Source organism: Rhizobium sp. 21-4511-3d (genome assembly GCF_053522545.1).
Genome location: NZ_JBNWCF010000001.1, coordinates 229051 through 250617, shown reverse-complemented (window position 1 = coordinate 250617; position 21567 = coordinate 229051). Strand labels below are relative to the sequence as shown.

Below are 21567 nucleotides of genomic sequence, written 5' to 3'. Positions count from 1 at the left end.
TCAAATTAAGTTCCAAATAATGGAACTTCGGGAGGAATGCGGTGACGGGCGTATCGGCACAGTTTCCGGAATTCAGGGATCGCACGGTTCTGGTGACCGGCGGCGGATCGGGTATCGGCGCGGCGATCGTCGAGGGCTTCGCGCGACAGGGTGCAAAAGTATCCTTCATCGATGTCGCCGAAGACGAGAGCCGCGCGCTTTCCCTGCGGCTTTCGCGCGACAGCGAGCATCCCGTGCACTTCTTCAAGGCCGATCTTCGCGACATCGAGGCGATCCGCCAGACGGTCGATGCCGTGGTGGCGCAGTCGGGGCCGATCACGGTTCTCGTCAACAATGCAGCCCGCGACGACCGGCACGATTTCGAAACGGTGACGCCCGAATACTGGGACAACAACCAGGCGACCAATCTGCGTCATGTGTTCTTCACCGCGCAGGCCGCGGCGCCCTCGATGCGCGAAGCGGGCGGCGGGGCGATCGTCAACATGTCGTCGATCGCCTATCTGCTGAACATGCCCGATTTCCCGGCCTATTCCACCGCCAAGGCCGGCGTGATCGGCCTGACGAAGAGCATGGCGGGCAAGCTCGGGCCGGACAATATCCGCGTCAACTGCATCCTGCCCGGCATGATCGTTACCGAGCGGCAGATGAAGCTCTGGCTCACCGAGGAAGGGATCGCCAAGACCGTCGAGCGGCAGTGCCTGAAAAGGGTGCTGAACGCCGATGCGATCGTCGGTCCCTGTCTATTTCTTGCATCCGACTGTGCGGCGGCAGTGACCGCGCAGTCCATGATTGTCGATGGAGGCATTTTCTGATGGCAAAACCCGCATATGTCGCGGTTGACTGGGGTACGAGCAGTTTCCGGCTCTGGCTGATCGCCGACGATGGCAGCGTGCTCGGCGAAAGCCGCGGTAGCGAGGGCATGACGGTGGCGGCGAAGACAGGCTTTGCCGAAGTGCTTGCCGCACATCTCGACAAGGTTTCGGCACCGGCCGATCTGCCGGTCATCGCCTGCGGCATGGTCGGCGCCAAGCAGGGATGGGTCGAAGCCGGTTACACCGATGTGCCGGCATCGCTCTCGTCGATCCTCACGGGCGCTGTCTCCGTTCCCGGCCAGAGCCGCGATATCCGCATTCTTCCGGGCCTTGCCCAGCGCGACAAGGCATCGCCCGATGTCATCCGCGGTGAGGAAACCCAGCTGCTGGGAGCGCTCGGCGCAGAGAGCACCGGCGCGCAGGCGGTCTGCATGCCCGGCACGCATTCCAAGTGGGTGCATGTGCAGGACGGCGAAGTCATCGGCTTCTCGACCTTCATGACCGGCGAGCTTTTCGACGCGATCACCAAGCATACGATCCTGTCGCATGCCGTTGCCGGCGCCGACCAGTCGCCCGCCGACAACTCCGCCTTCAAGGCTTCCGTCACCGCCGCCTTCCGCCAGCCGGCGATGGCGACGAACCTGCTCTTCACCGCCCGCTCCGGCCAGTTGCTGCATGGCGTGACGCCGGCTGCGGCACAGGCAAAGATTTCGGGCACTCTGATCGGCCTCGAAATCGCCGGGGCGCTGTCGGATGCCGCCAACGATACGCCGATCGCGCTCGTCGCTTCCGGCCGCCTGCAGACGCTTTACGAAACCGCCTTCAAGTCCCTGTCTCTTAAATTCACGACGATAGATGCCGATACGGCCGTTCTTCGCGGCCTCTCGGCCGCTGCTGCCGCCAGCTGGTCAAAATAAGAAAGTTAAAGCCATGAACCGTATTCCTTTCCCCTCCATGAAGCGCCCGCTGATCGCCATCCTGCGCGGCATCAAGCCGGAAGAAACCGCTGGCGTCGTCGGCGCGCTGATCGAAAACGGCCTGCAGGCGATCGAGATCCCGCTGAACTCGCCGGAGCCCTTCAAGTCTATCGAAATCGCCGCGAAGATGGCGCCTGCCGACGTTCTGATCGGCGGCGGCACCGTGCTGACGGTCGAAGCGGTCGACAACATGCACAATGCCGGCGGCAAGCTGCTGGTGACGCCGAATGTCGAGCCCGACGTCATCATCCGCGCCCGCGGCTATGACATGGTATCGATGCCCGGCGTCTTCACGCCGACGGAAGCGCTTGCCGCAGCGCGCGCCGGCGCCACCGGCCTGAAGTTTTTCCCGGCAAGCGTGCTCGGCCCGTCCGGCATCAATGCGATCCGCGCTATCCTGCCGCCGGAGCTCGTCATTGCCGCCGTCGGCGGTGTTTCCGACAAGAACTTCTCCGAATACACCGATGCCGGCATCAAGGCCTTTGGCCTCGGCACCAGCATCTACAAGCCGGGAATGACTGCCGCAGAGGTTGCCGAGCGCGCCAAGGCGACCATTTTAGCCTATGACGCAGCCGTAGGAGCATAGGCATTATGACCGCTATTTATGAGTTTGAAGGCAAAACACTTTGCGACACCAATTCCGTACTTGGCGAAGGCCCGACCTATGATCCGGCGACCGATACCGTCTGGTGGTTCAATATCCTCGGCAAGGAGCTGCATGAACTGACGCTGTCGAGCGGCGCGAAGAAAGTGCACGCGCTGCCGATGATGGCGAGCGTTCTGGCGCGGATCGACAGCAAGCGGCAGCTGCTCGCCACCGAAGAAGGACTGTTCGTGCGCGATGTCGCCGACGGCAAGCTCACTTTCTATGCGGCGCTCGAAAACGACATGCCGGAGAACCGCTCCAATGACGGGCGCACGCATCCCTCGGGCTCGCTGTGGATCGGCACGATGAGCAAGCGCGCCGAGAACCAGGCGGGCTCGATCTATCACGTCGCCTCCGGCGGCAAGGTCACCAAGATTTTTGCCGGGATCAGCATTCCGAACTCGATCTGCTTCTCGCCCGACGGCACGATCGGCTACTACACCGATACGCGGATCAGCCGCCTGATGCGGGTGATGGTCGATCCGCAGACCGGCCTGCCCTCCGGCGAGCCGATCGTCATGGTCGACAGCATGGAAGATCCGGGTGGCATCGACGGCTCGGTCTGCGATGCCGACGGCTATATCTGGAACGCCCGCTGGGGCGCCGGTGTCGTCGACCGCTACAGCCCGGACGGATTGCGGATCGCCCGCTACAAGGTGCCGGCCGCCCAGCCCTCCTGCCCTGCCTTCATCGGCAAGGATGCGGACCGGCTGGCAGTGACGACCGCTTGGGAAGGTCTCGACGAGACGGCCCGCTCCACGCAACCGCAGGCCGGTGCACTTCTGGAACTCGGCGTTGCCGTCAAGGGCGTGTTCGACCCTGCCTTTGTGATCTGAAACGGGTCAGAACCATTGACGAAGGGCACTCCCGGCGGGAGTGCCCTTTTTCTATTCCGGTGGCAGAATTCTGCAGCCGATGCGATAAATGTTCCCGAAAAATCGCGAAATTTTAGAGATTTTTGAGAGGAACCAATAGCCTACCCACCCATTTTCCCTTTCGAACCGGCACGGCAGAGACGCCCGAACAGAAGCGGCAGCCGCGCCAGAGATCACACTAGGGAACACAAAGGTAGGTTCGAAATGACACGCAAACTCCTGACGACCGTTGCTGCTGGCGCCCTGTTTGCCACGGCTTTCGCACCGGTGGCATTCTCGCAGAGTGCTCCGCAGTCCGCGACCCCGGGCGCTACCCAGTCGGCTCCGGCCGATGCGACGGCACCGAAGATGCCTGATGCGACGGCTCCGGCCGGTGACGCAGCCCAGGCTCCGGCGCCTGCAGCGTCCACCGACACCGCACAGGCCGGTGGCGGCACCTATCTCACCGAACAGGGTGCAGATCAGGTCAGCGCCAACACCTATATCGGCCAGTCGGTCTATACCGGTCAGAACGAAAGCATCGGTAACGTCACCGACCTGATCATGAAGAAGGATGGTGGCCTCGTTGCTGCCGTGGTCGGTGTCGGCGGCTTCCTTGGTATCGGCCAGAAGAACGTGGCCGTGCCGATGGAAAAGATCACCGTCGCCCAGAACACCCAGGACGGCAGCGTCAAGCTGACGACCACGGAAACGGCCGATAGCCTGAAGGCTGCACCGGAGTTCAAGACCCTGCAGATGCAGGCAGCCGAAAAGGCTCCGGCCGCAACGGGTGGCACGATGCCGACCGACTCGACGGCAACCGGCTCGACCACCACCAAGTAATACCGGGCGGGAAACCGCGCGGGAGTATAGCGTAGATGGCGGCGCCCTTCGGGGCGCCGTTATTCTTGTTTCTAGAGCAGCGAACAGAAGCGCAGGGCGTCGTAGATCGCCGCATGGACATTGCGGCTGGAGACGGCGTCGCCGATGCGGATCAGGTCGAAGGCGGCCTCGGGGTTCTTGACAGGGATCGGCTGCTTGCGGGCGATGAGCGCGGCGTAATCCACCGACCCCAGGTTTCGCGACAGCGGCTTCAGCTCCAGATAGAGATCGGCATTGGCCATGGTGCCGTGCTCGACGACGACCTGCGCGACACGCCGCTCGCGCGTCACTGCACCGGCATAGTCCGAGCCGAGGACGGCAACGAGGCCGTTGCCGTCGCGGCGGACCGATTTCAGCCGGGTGTTGATCGTCACTCGCACGTCCTTCTCGGCGAAGGTCCTGGCATAGGGCACATGGTTCATGCCGCCCATTTCGGGGGCGAAGAAGCGTTCGGGCGAGACGAGCTCCAGATCGGCGCCGCCATTGGCGATGACCTCGGCGGCCGACATGCCCTGATGGCCACCATTGTCGTCGAAGAGCAGGACCGAACTCTCTGGCTTTACGGCACCGGCAAGGATATCCCAGGACGAGGTGACCAGCTCCTCGCCCGCCTCCAGCTCCGGCGACTGGGCAATGCCGCCCGTGGCGACGACGACGAGGTCGGGAGAGAATTCCAGGACTTCATCGGCACCGGCATAGACATCGTAATGGATGGTGACGCCGAGGCGCTCGAGCTCTTCCAGCCGCCAGTCGATGATGCCGATCATTTCCTTGCGCCGCGGATTGCGGGTGAGCAGGTTGATCTGGCCGCCGGCCTTACCGGTCGCTTCGAGAACATCGACGCTATGGCCGCGCTCGGCGAGCACGCGCGCTGCCTCCAGGCCCGCGGGACCGGCGCCGATGACGACGGCCTTCCTTTTGGCTGCTGCCTTCTCGATCTCATGCGGCATCTCGGCCTCGCGGCCGGTTGCGGCATTGTGGATGCACAGCGCCTCGCCGCCTTCATAGATACGGTCGAGACAGTAGGTGGCGCCGACGCAGGGGCGGATGCGCGCCTCCTCGCCTGCCATCACCTTGCGGACGATATGCGGATCGGCGATGTGGGCGCGGGTCATGCCGACCATATCCAGCTTGCCTTCGGCAATCGCATGGCGGGCGGTGGCGATATCGGCGATGCGGGCGGCGTGGAACACCGGGAAGCGGGTAGCGGCCCTGACCTCGCCGGCGAAATCCAGATGCGGCGACGCGGCCATGCCCTGGATCGGGATGACATTGTTCAGATCGGCATCGTGATCGATATGGCCGCGGATGATGTTCAGGAAATCGACACCGCCTGAGGCGACGAGGCGGCGAGCGATCTCGATCCCCTCTTCGCGTGAAAAACCCTTCTCCCAATCTTCGTCCGCCACCATGCGGATGCCGACGATGAAATCGGGGCCGACGGCCTTGCGCACCGCATCGGTGACCATCAGCGAGAAACGCATGCGGTTTTCGAGCGAGCCGCCGAATTCGTCGTCGCGGCGGTTGGTGGCCGGAGACCAGAAGCCATCCATCAGGTGGCCGTAGGCCTCGAACTCGATGCCATCGAGCCCGGCTTCCTTCATGCGCTGCGAGGCGGAGACGTAATCGGCGATGATGCGCTCGATATCCCACTCCTCGGCTTCCTTCGGGAAGGCGCGGTGGGCGGGCTCGCGGATCGGCGACGGCGCCAGGACCGGCAGCCAGTCGCCCTTGTTCCAGCCGGTGCGGCGGCCGAGATGGGTGAGCTGGATCATCACGGCAGTGCCGTATTCATGACAGTCGTCGGCGAGCCTCTTCAGCCACGGCACGATCTCGTCGCGATAGGCGTGGAGATTGCCGAAGGCCGGCGGAGAGTCGGCCGAGACGACGGCGGAACCTGCGGTCATCGTCAGCGCAATGCCGCCCTTCGCCTTCTCCCGGTGATAGAGCCGGTAGCGATCGGTCGGCATGCCGTCTTCGGAATAGGCCGGCTCATGCGCCGTCGACATGACGCGGTTTTTCAGCGTCAGGTGCTTGAGCTGAAAGGGCTGTAACAAGGGGTCTTTGGATGACGTCATGAGACACTCGCTTTTCGCGCCGAAGCAAGCGGAGATCATGGCGCAGCGGCGCTAAAATAGAAATGTCTGATGACGCCGTGGACTAGCCTCGATGCGGCTTATGCAGGGATGCGGTCGGCGCCCGCGGAGTCGTAATTCTCGTGCAGGAAGCGCAGCGTGGCGATGCTGTCTGCCGGCTTGCCGAAATGGTAGCCCTGGCCCATGCCGCAGCCGAGGGCCCGGAGCTTCACGGCCTCGGAATAATCCTCGATGCCTTCGGCGACCACCTCGAGATCGAGGCCCTCGCACATCGTCAGGATCGCCTTGATGATATGTTCGGAGGCACGGTCATTGTTGATGCGCGAGACGAAGGCGCGGTCGATCTTCACCTTGTCGAAGATGAAGTCGCGCAGGCGCCCGAGGCTCGACTGACCGGTGCCGAAATCATCGAGCGAGACGCGAACGCCGGCCTGGCGCAGATCGGAGATGATGCGGTGTGCCGTGTCGGCCGAGCTCATCACTGCGGTTTCGGTGATCTCCAGCTCCAGGCGGTGCGGATCGAAGCCGACGCGGCCGAGAATGGAGAGGACGTTAGCGCTGGTGCCGGGGTCCATCAGCTGCGCCGAGGACAGGTTGAAGGAGAGGAAAAGCTCGCGCGGCCAGGAAAGTGCGGCCTCCGCAGCCTTGCGCAGCAACGTTTCAGATAGCGCGTCAATAAAGCCGCGCTCTTCGGCAAGCGGTACGAAGACACCCGGCGAGACGAAGCCGAGATCCGGGTCGTTCCAGCGGGCGAGCGCCTCGAAACCGACGACCTGATTGTTGGCGAGCGAAACGATCGGCTGGAAGTGCACGTCGATCGCATCCGAGATGATGGCGTTTCTGAGCGCCTGCTCCAGCTGCGTCGCCCGCTTCATTTCCTGCGCGATCTCGCGCGAATAGACGGTGATCTGGCTGCGGCCGCGGCGCTTGGAACGGTAGAGCGCGGTCTCGGCGCTCTTCAGGAGCTCGTCGAACTCCTCGCCGGCAAACGGATAGATTGCAAAACCGAAGGATGCAGAGAGGCGCACGTTCCGGTCGCCGAGATCATAGGGTGCCGACAGCACTTCGCGGATCATCTGGCCGAATTTTTCCGCACTCGCACGCTCGAAGATCAGCGGCAGGACGAAGGCGAATTCATCGCCATCGTGGCGGGTGACGAGCGCGCCGTCGGGGATGCAGGCCTTCAGGCGGTGAGCGACCTGGCAGAGGATTTCGTCGCCGGCGGCGGATCCGAACAGGTCATTGATAGGCTTGAAGGAATCGAGATTGGCGATGCCGATGGTGAACGGCGCCGGATCGTTGGCGCGCTCGGCCGAAATCTGGGTGACCCGGTCGCGCATACGATGGCGATTACCGAGTCCGGTCAACGGATCGGTATAGGCCATGGCCTGGAGCTCATTCTGGCTCACGGGCATAAAAGGTACGTCCACCGGTTTCATATTTTGACCTGAGATTTCACTCCCTCCGGGGAGAATGGCGGCCAAGTCTTAATAAACCGATAGTGGAAAAGCGATGTTTGGGATTGTTGGCGCCCCAAAATCTGGGGAGTTGACCAGAGTTCCGATCAGCAGACCGCGCGCATCTCTTCGCGCTTCAGATGCTTCTGGAAGATTGTCTCCAGTATATCCGGGCTGACGGGCTTCATGATGACATCGTCCATGCCGGCTTTTGCGCATTCGGCATGGTCGCGCTCGAAGGCCTGGGTGAGCACGCCGATGATCGGCGTCCTGACGCTGCCGCCCTCTTCGATACCGCGGATCATGCGGGCGGCCTCGAAACCGTTGAGACCGGGAAGCGAGATATCCATCAGCACGATCTGCGGCTTGTGTTCGGTCCACAGACGCACCGCCTCGTCGCCGCTGGAGGCGATCATGTAGCGATAGCCGAGGCCTTCGAGGATCTGCGAGAAGACGATCTGGTTGATGTCGTTGTCTTCGGCGACCAGAACCTGCAGCGTGTCGCTATCGGCCGATGTCGAGATCTCCCAATCGGCTTCCGGCTCGTTGCTCGTGCGGTTGTTGCGGTTGAAGTGGCGGGCGACCTGGAAGGTCAGCTCGTTCGCCAGCTGGAAACCGTCCATGACGAGCGCCGGAATGCCGTGCTGGCCGGAAAGCTCCAGGCAGCGCATGCCCATCTGGTTGTCGATGATGATCAGGTCGAGATCGATACCGGCCGAAGAGGCGATTTCGAGGAAATGCTCCTGCTCGTCCTCACCGCGCACGGCACAGGCTTCGAAGCCGTATTTGGCGAGCGTGCGCAGCGCCGCGGTCTCGGCGGCGAGATCGCCGGTGACGACGAGGATCTTGCGGCCGGAGAAATTCTCCGGAACGATCGCTTCCATCGCCGCCGGTTCGCGGCGCTGCGCATCGCCGTTCAGCGGCACATAGGCACGGCGATAGGACTGGTGGCTGGAGGCGGTGACCGAGGTGGCGCGGTCGAACTCGTCGAGATCGGCGCCATCGCGCGGCAGGTCCTGCATGGTGGAAACCAGGAAATAGCGGCCCGGCTTGCCGATGCGGTGCTTGCGGCTGACGATGTCGCGCTCGGCACCGTCACGCGAGACTTGGCGCTGCCGGGATATCGACATCTCGCCGGTTTCCAGAACGTGGCGGTCGCTTTCCTCGAAGCGCTTGGCGATATCGGCCGAGAACAGGTCGCCGCTCTTGCGGCCGAGCACTTCGTCCGGCGTCGTCTGATATTTCTCGCAGAAGGCAATATTGACCGCGACGTAATTGAGATTGCGGTCCTTGACGAAGAGCGGGAACGGCAGGTTGTCGAGAATATCCTCGGTCAGCTGCACGCGCTCCAGATCGGCGCGCCACTGCTCCTCGCGCTTGCGCTCTTCGGAAATGTTGCAGATCATCGACACGCAATAGCCGCTCGGCAGACGGCGCTTGACGAGGCGGATCCAGCGATCCGGGCCATGCCGCTCGACGATCTCGAAACGCTCGCGCCAATGCGAGGCGATCTTCTGCGACAGCCAGTCCTCGCGGCCGAGCACGCCACCCGGCTGCTTGGCGGCATATTGCTGGCGCACGCCGGTATCGAAGACGGCGCCCAGGAAATCGCGCAGGCGCGTGCCGGGCTTCAGCATGGACGGCGAAATCGGGAAGAAATCGAGAACCTGACGGCTCGCGAAGATCATCTGGTCGTTCTTGTTATAGACGATGAGGGCGGCGGCGAGGCCATCGGAGACGGCATCGAAAAGCGACGACTGGAGATCGGGCTCGGCCGGCAGCTCCCCGCTCACGGATGATGCGTCCGTCTCTTCAAAGCCGGCACTCATTCCTCAAAATCCCACATCTATCCGATTTAACAGCACTATTTGGTGGTATGCGTCCAAAATGCCAGCTTTCTCCTAACGGTCGCTTAACATTAATCTACCCAAATCTTGGGGTCTGAGACGCGGCTTTGGAGACCGGCTTTTTCACCCTTCCATCGGGCCTGCGAATCCACGAAAATGGCGCATGGCCATCAGACAGCTCTCAGAAACGCTCATCAACCAGATCGCCGCCGGCGAAGTTATCGAACGCCCGGCAAGTGCGGCGAAAGAGCTGATCGAAAACGCCCTGGACGCGGGCGCGACGCGCATCGAGATCGCCACATCGGGCGGCGGCAAAGGACTACTGCGCGTCAGCGACAATGGCTCTGGCATGGATGCCGCCGATCTCGAGCTTGCGGTAAAACGTCACTGCACCTCGAAAATTTCAGAAACGCTCGACGATATCCGCACGCTCGGTTTCCGCGGCGAGGCCCTGCCCTCGATCGGCTCGGTCGCCAAGCTCAGCATATCGAGCCGCCGCAAGGATAGCGCCGGCGGCAGCGAGATCGCCGTCTCCGGCGGCAAGTTCCTGCATCTGAGACCTTCGGCCCTGAACCCCGGAACGATCGTCGAGGTGCGCGACCTGTTCTTCGCCACCCCGGCGCGGCTGAAATTCCTGAAGACCGAGAAGGCGGAAGCGGCGGCGATCACCGAAATCGTCAAGCGCATGGCGATCGCCTTTCCGGGCGTGCGCTTCGTGCTCTCCGGCACCGACCGCAGCACGCTGGAATTTCCGGCGACCGGCGACGACCATCTGGCGCGCATGGCGCAGATCCTCGGCAAGGATTTCCGCGACAATGCGATCGAGATCGATGCCGAGCGCGAGGATGTCAGCCTGACGGGCTATGCCGGGGTGCCGACCTTCAATCGCGGCAATTCTGGCCACCAATATGCCTTCGTCAACGGCCGCCCGGTGCAGGACAAGCTGATCCTCTCGGCAATCCGCGGCGCCTATGCCGAGACGATCCCGGCCGGGCGCTACCCGGTCGCGGTGCTCTCCTTCAAACTCGATCCGGCGCTTGTCGACGTCAACGTGCATCCGGCGAAATCGGATGTGCGCTTCCGCGATCCCGGGCTGATCCGCGGGCTGATCATCGGCGCGGTGCGCGAAGCGCTCGCCCGCGACGGCAGCCGCGCCGCCACGACCGGTGCCGACGGCATGCTGCGCTCCTTCCGCCCCGGTTTCCAGCCGAATGCCTATCAGCGCCCGGCGCAGGCGCCATGGTCGCCGGAGACCTCGCCGTCCCGTCCCTATCAGGCTGCCAATAGCGGCTTTGCCGAGCGGCCGCAGGCATCGTTCGACGGGCTGGTGACGCCGACGGCGCGTTCCGAACCGCAGCCGCAGAGCTGGCAGCAGCCGGCAGCTGCGCCGCGCGAAGAGGCGCCGCACCGCTTTCCGCTGGGGGCTGCCCGCGCCCAGCTGCACGAGAACTATATCGTGGCGCAGACGGAGGACGGTCTTGTCATCGTCGACCAGCATGCGGCGCATGAGCGGCTGGTCTTCGAAGAAATGCGTAAGGCGCTGCATTCCAAGCGCCTGCCCTCGCAGGTGCTTCTGATCCCGGAGATCGTCGATCTGCCGGAAGAGGATTGCGACCGGCTGATGGTGCATGCCGAAGGGCTTGGCGAACTCGGGCTGGCGATCGAGCGCTTCGGGCCGGGCGCCATTGCGGTGCGCGAAACGCCGGCGATGCTCGGCGAGGTCGATGCCAATGGCCTGATCCGCCAGCTCGCCGACGAGATCGCCGAATGGGATACGGCGTCGGGCCTGTCGCAGAAACTCGAATATGTCGCAGCGACCATGGCCTGCCACGGCTCGGTGCGCTCCGGCCGGCGCATGCGGCCGGAGGAGATGAACGCGCTTTTGAGACAGATGGAAGTGACGCCGGGCTCTGGCCAGTGCAATCACGGCCGGCCGACCTATATCGAGCTCAAGCTTTCAGACATCGAGCGGCTGTTCGGCCGGAGCTGACGGCAGCAAGCCGAAAAATACTGGCAATCGCCCGTGCCGCGCGCTATGGCAGGACGATCAGAGCCGCAGGAATGGAGCAGGATGAACTTGTTTGAAGGTCACGGAAACCGCGAGGCGAAAATCCGCTATCTCGACGCCGATTTCCAGATCCTGTCGCCGGGCTCCTACGTCGTCTGCGCCATGACCGGCAAGCATATCCCGCTCGACGAGCTGCGCTACTGGAGCGTCGCCCGCCAGGAACCCTATGCCGACGTCATCGCCTCATTCGAGGCCGACAAGCGCGCAGGCGTGCTGCCGGTGCAGAAGCGCTGACTTTCCCTGATGCGTGACTTCGGCCGCCCGATCGTCCATTCGCCACGCCCCTTTCCCGAGCGGATCGTCCATAGCGGACGCTCGGTCAGGCTTGACCCGCTGACACCGGCGCATGCCGAGCCTCTCTGGCCGCTTGCCGCCGCCTCTCCCGAGAGCTTCGGCTATCTGCGCTATGGTCCATTCGAGAGCATCGGCCTGTTTACCGCCTTCGTCGCGGACCTCGCAGGGCGGGCCGACCAGCCGTTCTGGGCCGTCGAACCTCTCGGCGCCGGAAAGCCTGCGGGATGGCTGTCGCTCTGCGATGTCTCTCCGGCGGACTCCTCGATCGAGATCGGCAGCATCTGGTTTTCACCGGACCTGCAGCGCACGCGCGCTGCGACCGAGGCGATCTTCCTCCTGATGCGCCACGCCTTCGACGATCTCGGCTATGAGCGGCTCGTCTGGCGCTGCGCCGCGCTCAACGAAGCGTCGCGCAAGGCGGCGCTGCGCTATGGCTTCGTGTTCGAGGGCATGTGGCGAAATGCTGCGATCGCCAAGGGCTATCAGCGCGATGTCGCCTGGCACAGTATCCTGAAAGACGAATGGCCGCCACACCGGGCCGCTCTGGAAGCCTGGCTCGACGACGGCAATTTCGACGCCGATGGCCGCGCGGCATCCGGGCTTGCCGATATCCGCAAACGGCTGGCGCTATAGGCCGGACTGCTCTTTCAACCGGCGGGCACGGCAGGCCTCGATCGCCCGGTCGATGATCAGGCCAGGTGCCTGCGGGTCCTCGAATGCCATCTCCACCTCGATCACCTTCGACTTTTCGGCAAGCTCCTGCGCCCGGCCGTGATGACCGGCAAGGCGGACGAAGTCCTTCGAGGTGGTGACGATCTGCAGCTCTTCGCGTTCGGCAACGGCAATGAGATCGGCGATCTCGTCGTCGCTCAGATGCTCGTGGTCGCCGAAGGAGCGGGTGGCGGCGATCTCGGCGCCGAGCGATTCCACCGTGCGGAAGAACTTCGTGGGATCGGCGATACCGGCGAAGGCGAGCACGCGGCGGCCGGAAAGCTCGTTCATGCCGACCGTCTTCAGCGACGCCGTGAAATAGGGTTTTGCGGCGCGGGCGGCCATGCGGACGATGGCGTCCGCAGCATTGCCGTTGCCGACCTTCAAAAGCGCCGTCGCATAGCGCATCTGCACTGGGATCGGCGCGCGCACCGGGCCGCCGGGCACGGTGTGGCCATTGCCGAGGCCGCGCGCCGTATCGATGACCAGCAGCGCATAGTCGAGCGCCAGTCTGGCGCTCTGGAAGCCGTCATCCATGATGATCAGGTCGGCGCCTTCCTTGACGAGACGCTCGGCCCCCTCGACGCGGCGGCGGGAAATCACGGTCAGCGCCTCGCGGGCGAGCAGCAGCGGCTCGTCGCCGACGGCCATGGCGCGGTGATGGGCAGGATCGACGACGGTCGTCACATCGAGCGAACCGCCATAGCCGCGGCTCAGAAAGCCGGGTTTCAGCCCCTTCGCCTTGGCCGCCTGAGCGATCGCCAGCGCCGTCGGCGTCTTGCCGGCACCGCCGACGGTGAAATTGCCGATGCAGATGACGGGAATAGGCACCGAGGCACGGCGCGCATGCTTCATGCGATAGCCGGCGACCTGTCCGTAGATCAGCGAAAAGGGCGACAGCGTCCAGGCCCGCCAATCGGCTTTCGTCCACCAGAACGGCGGCGCTTCGGATACCATGATCTGCCTGTCCTGCGCTCCTCCGGCGCATCCCGCCCGGAAATCCCCTTCGATTGGCGGCAAAGAGAGGGCAAAACCGAAGAAAAAGCAAGCCTTTGCCGGATTTTGATGGGTGGGGTGGGTGGACGGTGGCGGTGGTTCGTCGCATTGGCGATTGGGGCGCGGGACGTCGCGAGTATGGGCGCTTGCCAGAGAACACGGCGGTAGGAGACGCTTACCCAGCCCGTTCAAAGGGGTCATTCGCCGCACGGACGCGCGGCGGAGAGCCTCTACCCGGGCGGCAAAAAGCACACCACCATTCCACCCCGCCAGAATCAGTGCTAACCCTTTCACCTGATTTGATCTCAAGGGCATGCAGTGTTTCGATTTCCGCTATTTATCGCGATCACGCTGATCGTCGCTTTCGGCGGCGGGATCATGGTTTCGCGGTATGCGCTCGATGTGACGCAGGGGTTTGGCGCCATCAAGCTCGGGGCCTGGGAGGCGTTTCCGGAGTTGCAGACGGCCGATGCCGATCCTTATGCGAAATCGCACCGGGCGCGGGCGGGCAAGCTGCTTTACGGCAGTGCCGAGGGGCTGACCTTTACGGCGAGCGTCGATGATGGCGGCGAGCGGCTCAATGCGGGCTGCAGCTACCGGATCAGCGGGCAGACGCCGGCGGCGCGGTTGTGGACGCTCTACACATCCGACAATGGCGGCAATCCGGCTTCCGTGCGTCCCGGTCTGCCCGGCGCGCTGAATTCCTGGACTGTGCTGCGCCAGCCCGACAGCAGCTTCGTGATCGACGTTTCGGCCAATGCCCGGCCGGGCAACTGGCTGGCGCTGCCGGCCGCCGGCACCTTCCGGCTGGTGCTGACGCTGTTCGATACGCCGACGGCCGGCAGTTCCGGGGTTATCGATCTCTCCATGCCGAAACTTGAGAAGACCGGGTGCGGCAATGCTTAGGATCGTCTTTGCCATCATCACCGGCCTGTTCGGCGCCGCCTTGCTGCACCTGATCATCATTCTGGCGCTGCCGCATTTCACCGGCAAGGATGCCGAGACGCGGGTGATCGCCGAGGGCGATCCGAACAATTTCTATCTGCTGTCGTCGAACTACGACGACGCCGGGCTTTCCAACAGCGATCCCTTCGTGCGCACCGCCGTCTGCTCCTTCGATCTCGAGGATGGCCCTGTGCGCTTCACCGCCAAGGGCAGCGTGCCCTTCTGGTCGATCGCCGTTTATGACGGCGCCTCGAACGAGGTGTTCAGCATGAATGACAGGACGTCGGTGGGGGGCGCGCTCGATGTGCTGGCGGCAAGCCCGATCAAGCTGACGGAGCTGCGCAAATCACTGCCGCAGGATCTGCAGCAGACCATCCTGGTGGAGATGACGCATAATGAGGGCTATGCGGTGCTGCGCACTCTTGCGCCGCAGGCGAGCTTCGATGACGCAGCCAAGAATTTTCTCACCGAGGCAGGCTGCGAGACCTACGGTTCGGACAACTGACGCCTACTTGGTCTTTACACGCGATGCGCGCGACGGGGCGCGGCGCTTCGGGCTCTCCACGAGACGCTCGTAGCGAACGCCGGTGAACAGCAATATCTGAGCCTCGACGGGCTCCCGGTCTTTTCGGCGCGGCTGTTGCGAGCGCCTGTCAGCCAATGCGACTATAGTGGCCATTCTCGTCTCCATGCACTGCCCGAGACGGATGAAGCAAAGCGGATTTCACCCTGCCCGCCTGTGCGGGCCAGCGCGTCCTGCAATGCCGGAAACCGGAACCGAGGTCATTCGCGCCTTTCTCACGGCACCTGTTTGAATACCGTGATGTGGAATCTTTACGGCCGAAGCATCGAACCGCGCCGTTCCTGTCCGAATTGAGACATACGATAGTTAACAGTCTCCTAATATTTCAGCCCTGTTGTAGGGCTGTTCAATAAACGCTGCGAGCTGGCTTTTAGTTTCAATCGGCAATAAGTCAGATTTAATTAGGAAAGACTTATGAATTCATAGACTTGACCAAGTACAGCCGATCACCTTTACGTCATAAGGATGTGTTGCCGATTTGCGTCACCGAAATATCAATTGCAGTTCAGGTGAATAGGCGTATGGTCGGCGCATCGGTCAAAAGTTTTATGGCGATGACCGCTTGAGAGACAACCCATGCTCTTGCCGTAGATACGGAGGGCAGAAAATGTCTTTATTCATGAACCCGACATTCTCTCCTGAAGACCTGGATGTGCTGCGCGGCGCGCTCGATGCGTGGTGCTCGGAAAAGCGTCTGGATATCAAAAGCCCCGAGGCCCAGTTTGCAGCTTCGGCTGCGCTCGACCTCTATCAGGCCGGCCATAACGACGGCGAAAAGCTGCTATTGGCTCTGCGTGCCCACAAGGGACTCTGACATTTATCTCCAGGCCGGAGCGATCCGGAAAGACGGTGGCGCCTCGTATCTGCGGGGCGCTTTCTTTTTGTGCGCCATCCACAGCTAAACACGTTCTGCGTGTATCATTGCTGCGCATTTGATTAAAATCTTCAGCAAGCATTAACCCTGCCGGTGTAGGATTTGTTCATATTCGTCTGAGCCCGGCCTCCGTCCAGCCGGCACATTCGATCCCTCAGTATCGGCGTTTCCGGGGTATTCTTTGTGCGTGACCGGTTTAGAGACCTAGAAGGGCCTATGGCCAGCCGCAAGAAGGACGTGGTGTTGATGGCAACCGTGAGCAGCTTCGAGGGATTGGCGCATCCGACGCGATCCGAGCTGCGCCAGTTCGCCGAGCTCTTTACCCCGCTGTTCCAGGCCTCTTCCGACGAAGCCCGCCGCCAGGCCGTCGCCGCGCTCTCGCAATGCCCGGTCATTCCGCAGGCCGTGGCTCTCTTCATCGGCAACCTGCCGATCGCCGTTGCCGCACCGTTTCTGACGGCCTCGCAGGCGGTCAGCGACGATACGCTGATCATGATCGCCCGCACGCAGGGCACCGCCCATATCCGCGCCATCGTCAGCCGCGACAACCTCTCGCCAAAGGTGATCGATGCGCTGGTGGCGCTGCGCCAGGCGACCGCCCGCCCCTCGCCCGCCGATCTGCCGCTTCCGGCCATCGAGGAACAGCTGGCCGCGGCACCGGCGCCGGTCTTTGCGCCCGTCGCAACCGAGCCGCCAGCCGTCGATCCTGACTTTGCGGAGCGCCTCGCCAATGAAGAGGCGATGCGCCAGAAGATCCGCGGTCTCGCCAACCATCTCGGCCGCGATGACGACGACCGGCTGGGCCTCAGGACGATCTCCGATATCCAGGAAGCGCTGCTGGTGCGCTTTGCCCGCTCGCGCGAGGCGAGTCACTTTGCCAGCACGCTTGCCGATGCGCTCTCCGCCAGCCGCTGGCTTGCCGAGCGCATCATGCTCGATCTCTCCGGCCAGCAGCTGGCCACCACGCTCGTCAGCCTCGGCATGGGCTTTCTCGATGCCGTCTTCGTCCTGGAGAAGCTCTATCCGCATCTCGCCGAACCGCAGCACAGCGTGACCCGCGCCTGGATGGTGCTCGATGCGCTCGATCCGGAAGAATGCCATGAGCGGGTGGAAGCCTGGCGGCGCGCCGACAGCTATACCTACAAGCCGGAAGAAGGCGAAAACCCTGCCGCGCCTGCCGCCGCCGGCACGATCTCCCGCACAGCACGCCTGATACCGCCGGCCCGCGACCTGAAGACCGTCGGCCGCCGCTGATTTGAGCTAGAGCGGGTTCTTCTTCTCTACCGCCAGCGGCAATAGCGATGCCGCATCTGCCGTTTCGAGCTCGACGATCCAGAGATCGGGATCGAACCTGCGCTCGCGCTCCAGCAATTCGCGCACGGCATCCGGCTCCTGCCGGTCGAGGCGGATCTCGAACAGCCGTCCGGCAGTCTCGTCTTCATCGAAGAAACTCTGCGGCGCCGGGCCATAGAGCGTCTCCAGCCCGTTGCGGAAATGCTGGCGGATGAAGACCGCGCCCGCCTCTTCCGCGCCCTTCTTCTCCACGGCGGCGAAATCGCCCATGGCGAAGACCCGGCGCAGCAGGGCGGAAACGAAGATGTCGGTGCGGAGTCTCATATGCTTCGTATAGGGCAACAGGCGGCGGTTACGCTAGACCTTGACCGCCAGCCTCAGCCCGCCCCAATGCCGTCCGCGGACGGTGATCGGGGCGGAGATGTCCTTCATCATCACGAAATTGCCGCCGCCCATGTCGCGCCGGTAGGTCTGCACCAGGAAGGGTGCGGTGCTCCTGCCTGCCGAGAGGCCGACGCGATCGTTGAAGATGCGGCGGTTGCGGCAGTTGGCGGTGTTCCAGGCGGTGTCGCCGGGGCGCTGCGGCTCGGAGAACTTGCGGTTATGGGTCGGCAGGTAGCCGTTCTCGTCGATCGCGGCGCAGAAGGCGATGCGCTCGTCGGAGCTGGCGACCGGCTCCTGGATCGGCGGTAAAAGGCGGTCTGTGAGTTCGGTGAAACCTGCGATCAGCTGCACCGGATCGGTGCCGGGGATCGGCCGATAGTTTCGATCGAAGAGCGCTTCCAGGCGGATCTGTCCGGATGACAGAGCCCGCTCGAAGGCAGTGGAGATGTCGGCGGCGACCGATTGGGCGCGGGCGATCCAGCGGCTGTCGGCGGTTTCGACACCGGCGCTCGCCGTCAGCTGCACCAGCTTTTCCGACAGGCCGACGACGCTATCGACACGCTTGGCGGCGTGCTGCAGCTTGCCGTTGGATTCCAGCACCTCGGCCGACATTTCACCAAGCGCGGCGACGAAGCCGGCGCATTGGCGATCGACCGCTTCGGTCGTGTTGGCCATGACCGAGGAGCTGTCGAGGATCTGGGTGATCACCTGCTCCATGCTGTGGAAGGCGCCGTGCATGGCCTGCGACTTCTCCTTGACGCTGGCGGCACTGTCGCGCGCGCCGCTGCCGGCGGCCGAGAGCCTGCCGATCTTGGCGCGCAGCTGGTCGAGCGTTTCCTGGATCAGGCCGGTCGCCTTGGAGGTCTGCAGCGAGAGGGCCCGGATCTCGGAGGCAACGACAGCAAAGCCCTTGCCTGCCTCACCGGCGCGCGCCGCCTCGATCGCCGCATTGAGGGCAAGCAGGTTGGTCTGGCGGGCGATGGTGCCGATCTCGCCGGCGACGGTATCGACATCGGAGAGCGAGCGGGCAAAAGTGCTGATCTCGGCGCTGATCTCCTCGGAGGAGCGCAGCATATGGCCGATCTCCTCGACCGACCCCGAGAGCCGCCCGGCCGATTCCTTCAGCATGTGGCGGGCATCGGCGGCGGTCTGGTCTGTCTCGCGCAGCGACACGGCAACCGCCCGGTTGGTTTCGGCAATCGAGAGCGCCGTGCGCGTCACGTCGTCGAAGGCATTGGCATGGCGGGCGGACATCGCCGCCATGTCCTGGATGGCACCGGCGATGTCGACAAGGTCTATGCCGAGCGTCGAGGCCTCCTCGGCCAGTTTGGACAGGATATGCCGCAACGCCGGGTCCTCCGGCTGCGCATTCCCCTCTTCAGATACATCGACCGCCCTCATTGCCTGCATGACAAAGCTCCCCCGGTACATTAGCGGAGCGTCAGGCATTATGGTTAACAAGTTGCAAAAATTCCGGGGACTTAGACTTAGGTTGTAGGCGGTGGTATCAGGCATTCCGGCCTGCGATATTTTTCCGCCAGCATGTCGTGAGGCTGTAACATGTTCGCGACATTGAGGCGCTGTACCCGCCGCGCCTCTTCATGTATCAGTGCCGCAGGGATAAAATAACAGATGTGCGCGCAGGGGAATTGTGAGCTCGAACACCGAAGAAAAACTGAAGCGCCCGCGCGGACGCCCGAAGAGCATAGACCTGGATCAGCGCCAGGCTGATATCATCGAGTCCGGTACCGACGTCTTCATCGAACTCGGCTATGCCAATACGACGGTCGATATCATCGCCGCCCGCTGCGGTATCTCGAAGCGCACTTTCTATGATTTCTACGAGGCCAAGGGCGACCTGCTGTCTGCGGCGATCAAGGCGCGCAGCGGTTCGATCTTCCACTTCCCTGAGGCCGACGCCGCTCTCGATGTGCTCCTCGGTCAGGTCTTCTATGTCGACGCCGACGATGCGCCGAGCCCGGCCAACATGCGCCAGTATTTCCTGATCGAAGTTGCCTGGGAAGCGACCGAATATGTGCCGCAGCTGCGGCAGGATTTCGATGCGGCGCGCGCCGAGCTTGCAAGCTGGCTGCGGACGCTGAGCGAAAGCGGCAAGATCATCGCCATCGATGCGGATGCGGCGGCCACGATGCTGATCGGCATCGTCTTCGGCAGCCTCAGCATCGACCGGACGGGCGCCGATCTCGACGTGCGCGCCAAGCGCACCAAGGCCTATCTGCGCTCCAGCCTGAAGATCTTCGCCAACGGCCTGCTGCCTTAACGCAGCCGCTGCGGCCCCTGCCCTCAACGGCAACTCATCCAGTAAAAACAAGAAGAGCCCGGTTGGGAACCCGGGCTCTCCTTTCGAAACCGATTTGGAGGTCAATCTAATCGGTTGTCAGCGTATGATTAGAAGTCACGCTGCAGACGGAAGAAGCCTTCCGTGTAGCTTGCATCCGGACGGCCATCGTCGAACTTGTCGTTGACGTAGGTTGCCGTCAGCTCGGTCGAGAGGTTCTCAACGATCTTGTAGTTGAGCGTCAGACCGGCGCGCCATTCATGGCCACCGTCGAAATCGTCGCCGAGAGCGCCACCCGTCTGGATGTCGTCGATGTACTGAGCGCCGGGGGTGATAGTCAGCTTGTCAGTTGCCTTGAGGGCGTACTGAGCAGCAACAGACCACTTACCAGCGTCGTAGTAGTTGTTGTAGCCGCTGGAGTAGATGCCAGCGATTTCAAACGTACCCGGACCAACGTCGGCGCCGAGCTTGACGCGAACTGCGCCTTCCTGGGCGTCGGAGTCGTAAGAACCGAGAACTTCCCAGGTGAAGGCGTCGAACTTGCCGCCGACAGCTGCATCGATACCAAGGTTACCACCGCCGGTACCGCCGGCGTTGTTGGTTTCGGTGAGTTCTTCCAGCGATGCGCCAGCATAGAAGCTTCCGCCGTCATACTGATAGCGGATCGCGTTCGGCTTGGTCGTGCCGTGAAGCGTTGCGAGAACGTCCGTTTCACCGGAGAAGTCGTTATCCCACCAGTTGGCGAACTTACCAACCGTTACGCCAGCGATGCTGATGAACGCTTCGTCGATTGCCGTGCTGTTGCCTGCGCCGCCGAGCGTCGTAGAATTGCCAACCGTCGGGCTAACAGCAGAGTCACCGCCAGTGTCGGTGCCACGGTAGTTGGTTTCGAGAACAATACCGCTGGTGAGCGTGCCGTATTCGGTGTCGCTCTTAGCGGTGAAGGTTACGTGCGAACGGGTGTGGGCTGCCCAGTCGTCTTCATTGTTGCCGTCATAGGCATCGCCAGCGCCGAAGCCGACGTCGAAGCGGAGGTAGCCGCCGATCTTGAGGCAGGTTTCGGTGCCCGGGATGTAGAAGTAGCCAGTGCCGTAGGCGTCGCAAACCTTGACGTATTCTACTGCTTCCGGTTCGGCGGCGACGATAGCGTCGGCAGCCTGTGCACCGGATACTACTGCGAGGGCAGCAGCGGAGCCGAGAAGGAGGCTCTTGATGTTCATTTTCTGTCTCCGTTCCAGAGGCCAACCCCAAGGTTGGCTCTTTGCTTAGCGCGATGGATGCGGTCCCCTGAAATTTCAGTCCGCCATGCGTTTCCGAACATTTGCTTCGGTCACGGGCTGGATATGAACAGGAGGCCCCGGAGTCGTCAATTATTTAATAAACGTATTCGTACCAAAATTATCCCGGAAGTTTTTCTCGTTGTATTTTTACCACATTGTGGCCATCCGGGGCGGCTCTTCTGTGTATAACCTCGCGAGCACGTTAAGAAAAAATTAAGGAAAGCAAAGCGCTAGCGGCACGGCTTTACGGAGTGAAGTAGGAATTCCGG

Annotated in this window: 21 protein-coding genes; 13 read left to right on the top strand and 8 right to left on the bottom strand. The window is 62.9% G+C overall.

Going from position 1 to position 21567, the window contains the following annotated elements:
• The first annotated feature begins 41 nt into the window (after positions 1–41).
• The 5 genes from ACQZ5H_RS01385 (at position 42) to ACQZ5H_RS01365 (ending at position 4132) form a co-directional block, all read left to right on the top strand.
• Entirely contained in the window at positions 42–812 is a 771-nt protein-coding gene (locus ACQZ5H_RS01385; protein ID WP_449096523.1) for an SDR family NAD(P)-dependent oxidoreductase, read from the top strand.
• Positions 812–1729 carry a 2-dehydro-3-deoxygalactonokinase gene (locus ACQZ5H_RS01380; RefSeq protein ID WP_449096522.1) on the top strand — a complete coding sequence of 306 codons (918 nt, stop codon included), beginning with the start codon at positions 812–814 and terminating at the stop codon, positions 1727–1729. Before ACQZ5H_RS01385 ends, ACQZ5H_RS01380 begins: the two co-directional genes overlap by 1 nt.
• Before the next feature lie 13 nt (positions 1730–1742).
• Positions 1743–2375, top strand: a complete 633-nt coding sequence (locus tag ACQZ5H_RS01375) for a 2-dehydro-3-deoxy-6-phosphogalactonate aldolase (protein WP_112719125.1) — start codon at positions 1743–1745, stop codon at positions 2373–2375.
• A gap of 5 nt (positions 2376–2380) precedes the next feature.
• A complete protein-coding gene (locus ACQZ5H_RS01370) occupies positions 2381–3271 on the top strand; it encodes an SMP-30/gluconolactonase/LRE family protein (RefSeq protein ID WP_449096521.1) in 891 nt (296 codons plus the stop codon).
• A 243-nt stretch (positions 3272–3514) separates the two neighbouring features.
• Positions 3515–4132 (top strand): PRC-barrel domain-containing protein, encoded by a 618-nt coding sequence (locus tag ACQZ5H_RS01365; protein WP_449096520.1) that lies wholly within the window; start codon positions 3515–3517, stop codon positions 4130–4132.
• Positions 4133–4203: 71 nt separating this feature from the next.
• Here ACQZ5H_RS01365 and ACQZ5H_RS01360 read toward each other — a convergent pair whose 3' ends face one another.
• The 3 genes from ACQZ5H_RS01360 to ACQZ5H_RS01350 form a co-directional block, all read right to left on the bottom strand.
• Positions 4204–6249, bottom strand: coding sequence for an oxidoreductase (locus ACQZ5H_RS01360; protein WP_449096519.1), 2046 nt, complete (start codon positions 6247–6249; stop codon positions 4204–4206).
• A gap of 98 nt (positions 6250–6347) precedes the next feature.
• Positions 6348–7706 carry a putative bifunctional diguanylate cyclase/phosphodiesterase gene (locus ACQZ5H_RS01355; RefSeq protein WP_112719129.1) on the bottom strand — a complete coding sequence of 453 codons (1359 nt, stop codon included), beginning with the start codon at positions 7704–7706 and terminating at the stop codon, positions 6348–6350.
• A gap of 125 nt (positions 7707–7831) precedes the next feature.
• The gene (locus tag ACQZ5H_RS01350; protein ID WP_130278707.1) at positions 7832–9553 is read right to left on the bottom strand and encodes a response regulator; all 1722 of its coding nucleotides are present in this window, start codon (positions 9551–9553) and stop codon (positions 7832–7834) included.
• Positions 9554–9734: 181 nt separating this feature from the next.
• Here ACQZ5H_RS01350 and mutL point away from each other — a divergent pair, with 181 nt between their 5' ends.
• The 3 genes from mutL (at position 9735) to ACQZ5H_RS01335 (ending at position 12566) form a co-directional block, all read left to right on the top strand.
• Positions 9735–11561, top strand: coding sequence for a DNA mismatch repair endonuclease MutL (mutL, locus tag ACQZ5H_RS01345; RefSeq protein ID WP_130278708.1), 1827 nt, complete (start codon positions 9735–9737; stop codon positions 11559–11561).
• An 81-nt stretch (positions 11562–11642) separates the two neighbouring features.
• Entirely contained in the window at positions 11643–11873 is a 231-nt protein-coding gene (locus tag ACQZ5H_RS01340; RefSeq protein WP_112719132.1) for a DUF2093 domain-containing protein, read from the top strand.
• Positions 11874–11882: 9 nt separating this feature from the next.
• Positions 11883–12566: a GNAT family N-acetyltransferase gene (locus ACQZ5H_RS01335; RefSeq protein WP_449096518.1), complete on the top strand. Its 684-nt coding sequence runs from the start codon at positions 11883–11885 to the stop codon at positions 12564–12566.
• Here the strand turns inward: ACQZ5H_RS01335 and lpxK are convergent.
• On the bottom strand, positions 12561–13601 hold the full coding sequence (lpxK, locus tag ACQZ5H_RS01330) for a tetraacyldisaccharide 4'-kinase (RefSeq protein ID WP_449096517.1): 1041 nt from the start codon (positions 13599–13601) through the stop codon (positions 12561–12563). The two genes, ACQZ5H_RS01335 and lpxK, sit on opposite strands and share 6 nt — an antisense overlap.
• 357 nt (positions 13602–13958) lie before the next feature.
• On the opposite strand from lpxK, the gene ACQZ5H_RS01325 reads away from it, so the two are divergent.
• Together ACQZ5H_RS01325 and ACQZ5H_RS01320 are read left to right on the top strand one after the other, a co-directional pair.
• Positions 13959–14546: a DUF1214 domain-containing protein gene (locus tag ACQZ5H_RS01325; RefSeq protein ID WP_112719134.1), complete on the top strand. Its 588-nt coding sequence runs from the start codon at positions 13959–13961 to the stop codon at positions 14544–14546.
• Positions 14539–15090 (top strand): DUF1254 domain-containing protein, encoded by a 552-nt coding sequence (locus ACQZ5H_RS01320; RefSeq protein WP_112719135.1) that lies wholly within the window; start codon positions 14539–14541, stop codon positions 15088–15090. The genes ACQZ5H_RS01325 and ACQZ5H_RS01320 overlap by 8 nt, the downstream gene beginning before the upstream one ends.
• 3 nt (positions 15091–15093) lie before the next feature.
• Here the strand turns inward: ACQZ5H_RS01320 and ACQZ5H_RS01315 are convergent, their stop codons facing one another.
• Positions 15094–15264 (bottom strand): hypothetical protein, encoded by a 171-nt coding sequence (locus ACQZ5H_RS01315; protein WP_165402615.1) that lies wholly within the window; start codon positions 15262–15264, stop codon positions 15094–15096.
• A gap of 511 nt (positions 15265–15775) precedes the next feature.
• On the opposite strand from ACQZ5H_RS01315, the gene ACQZ5H_RS01310 reads away from it, so the two are divergent.
• The gene (locus ACQZ5H_RS01310; RefSeq protein WP_112719136.1) at positions 15776–15982 is read left to right on the top strand and encodes a hypothetical protein; all 207 of its coding nucleotides are present in this window, start codon (positions 15776–15778) and stop codon (positions 15980–15982) included.
• Positions 15983–16225: 243 nt separating this feature from the next.
• Positions 16226–17296, top strand: coding sequence for a DUF2336 domain-containing protein (locus ACQZ5H_RS01305; protein WP_449096516.1), 1071 nt, complete (start codon positions 16226–16228; stop codon positions 17294–17296).
• Between the two features lie 6 nt (positions 17297–17302).
• On the opposite strand, the gene ACQZ5H_RS01300 is transcribed toward ACQZ5H_RS01305, so the two are convergent.
• Both ACQZ5H_RS01300 and ACQZ5H_RS01295 read right to left on the bottom strand, forming a co-directional pair.
• Positions 17303–17659: a DUF1491 family protein gene (locus tag ACQZ5H_RS01300; protein WP_449096515.1), complete on the bottom strand. Its 357-nt coding sequence runs from the start codon at positions 17657–17659 to the stop codon at positions 17303–17305.
• 33 nt (positions 17660–17692) lie between these two features.
• Positions 17693–19129: a methyl-accepting chemotaxis protein gene (locus ACQZ5H_RS01295; RefSeq protein WP_449096514.1), complete on the bottom strand. Its 1437-nt coding sequence runs from the start codon at positions 19127–19129 to the stop codon at positions 17693–17695.
• Between the two features lie 241 nt (positions 19130–19370).
• Between ACQZ5H_RS01295 and ACQZ5H_RS01290 the strand changes: the two genes are divergently transcribed.
• Positions 19371–20000 (top strand): TetR/AcrR family transcriptional regulator, encoded by a 630-nt coding sequence (locus ACQZ5H_RS01290; protein WP_162708747.1) that lies wholly within the window; start codon positions 19371–19373, stop codon positions 19998–20000.
• Positions 20001–20128: 128 nt separating this feature from the next.
• Here ACQZ5H_RS01290 and ACQZ5H_RS01285 read toward each other — a convergent pair whose 3' ends face one another.
• Positions 20129–21238 (bottom strand): porin, encoded by a 1110-nt coding sequence (locus tag ACQZ5H_RS01285; RefSeq protein WP_449096513.1) that lies wholly within the window; start codon positions 21236–21238, stop codon positions 20129–20131.
• Between the last annotated feature and the right edge of the window lie 329 nt (positions 21239–21567).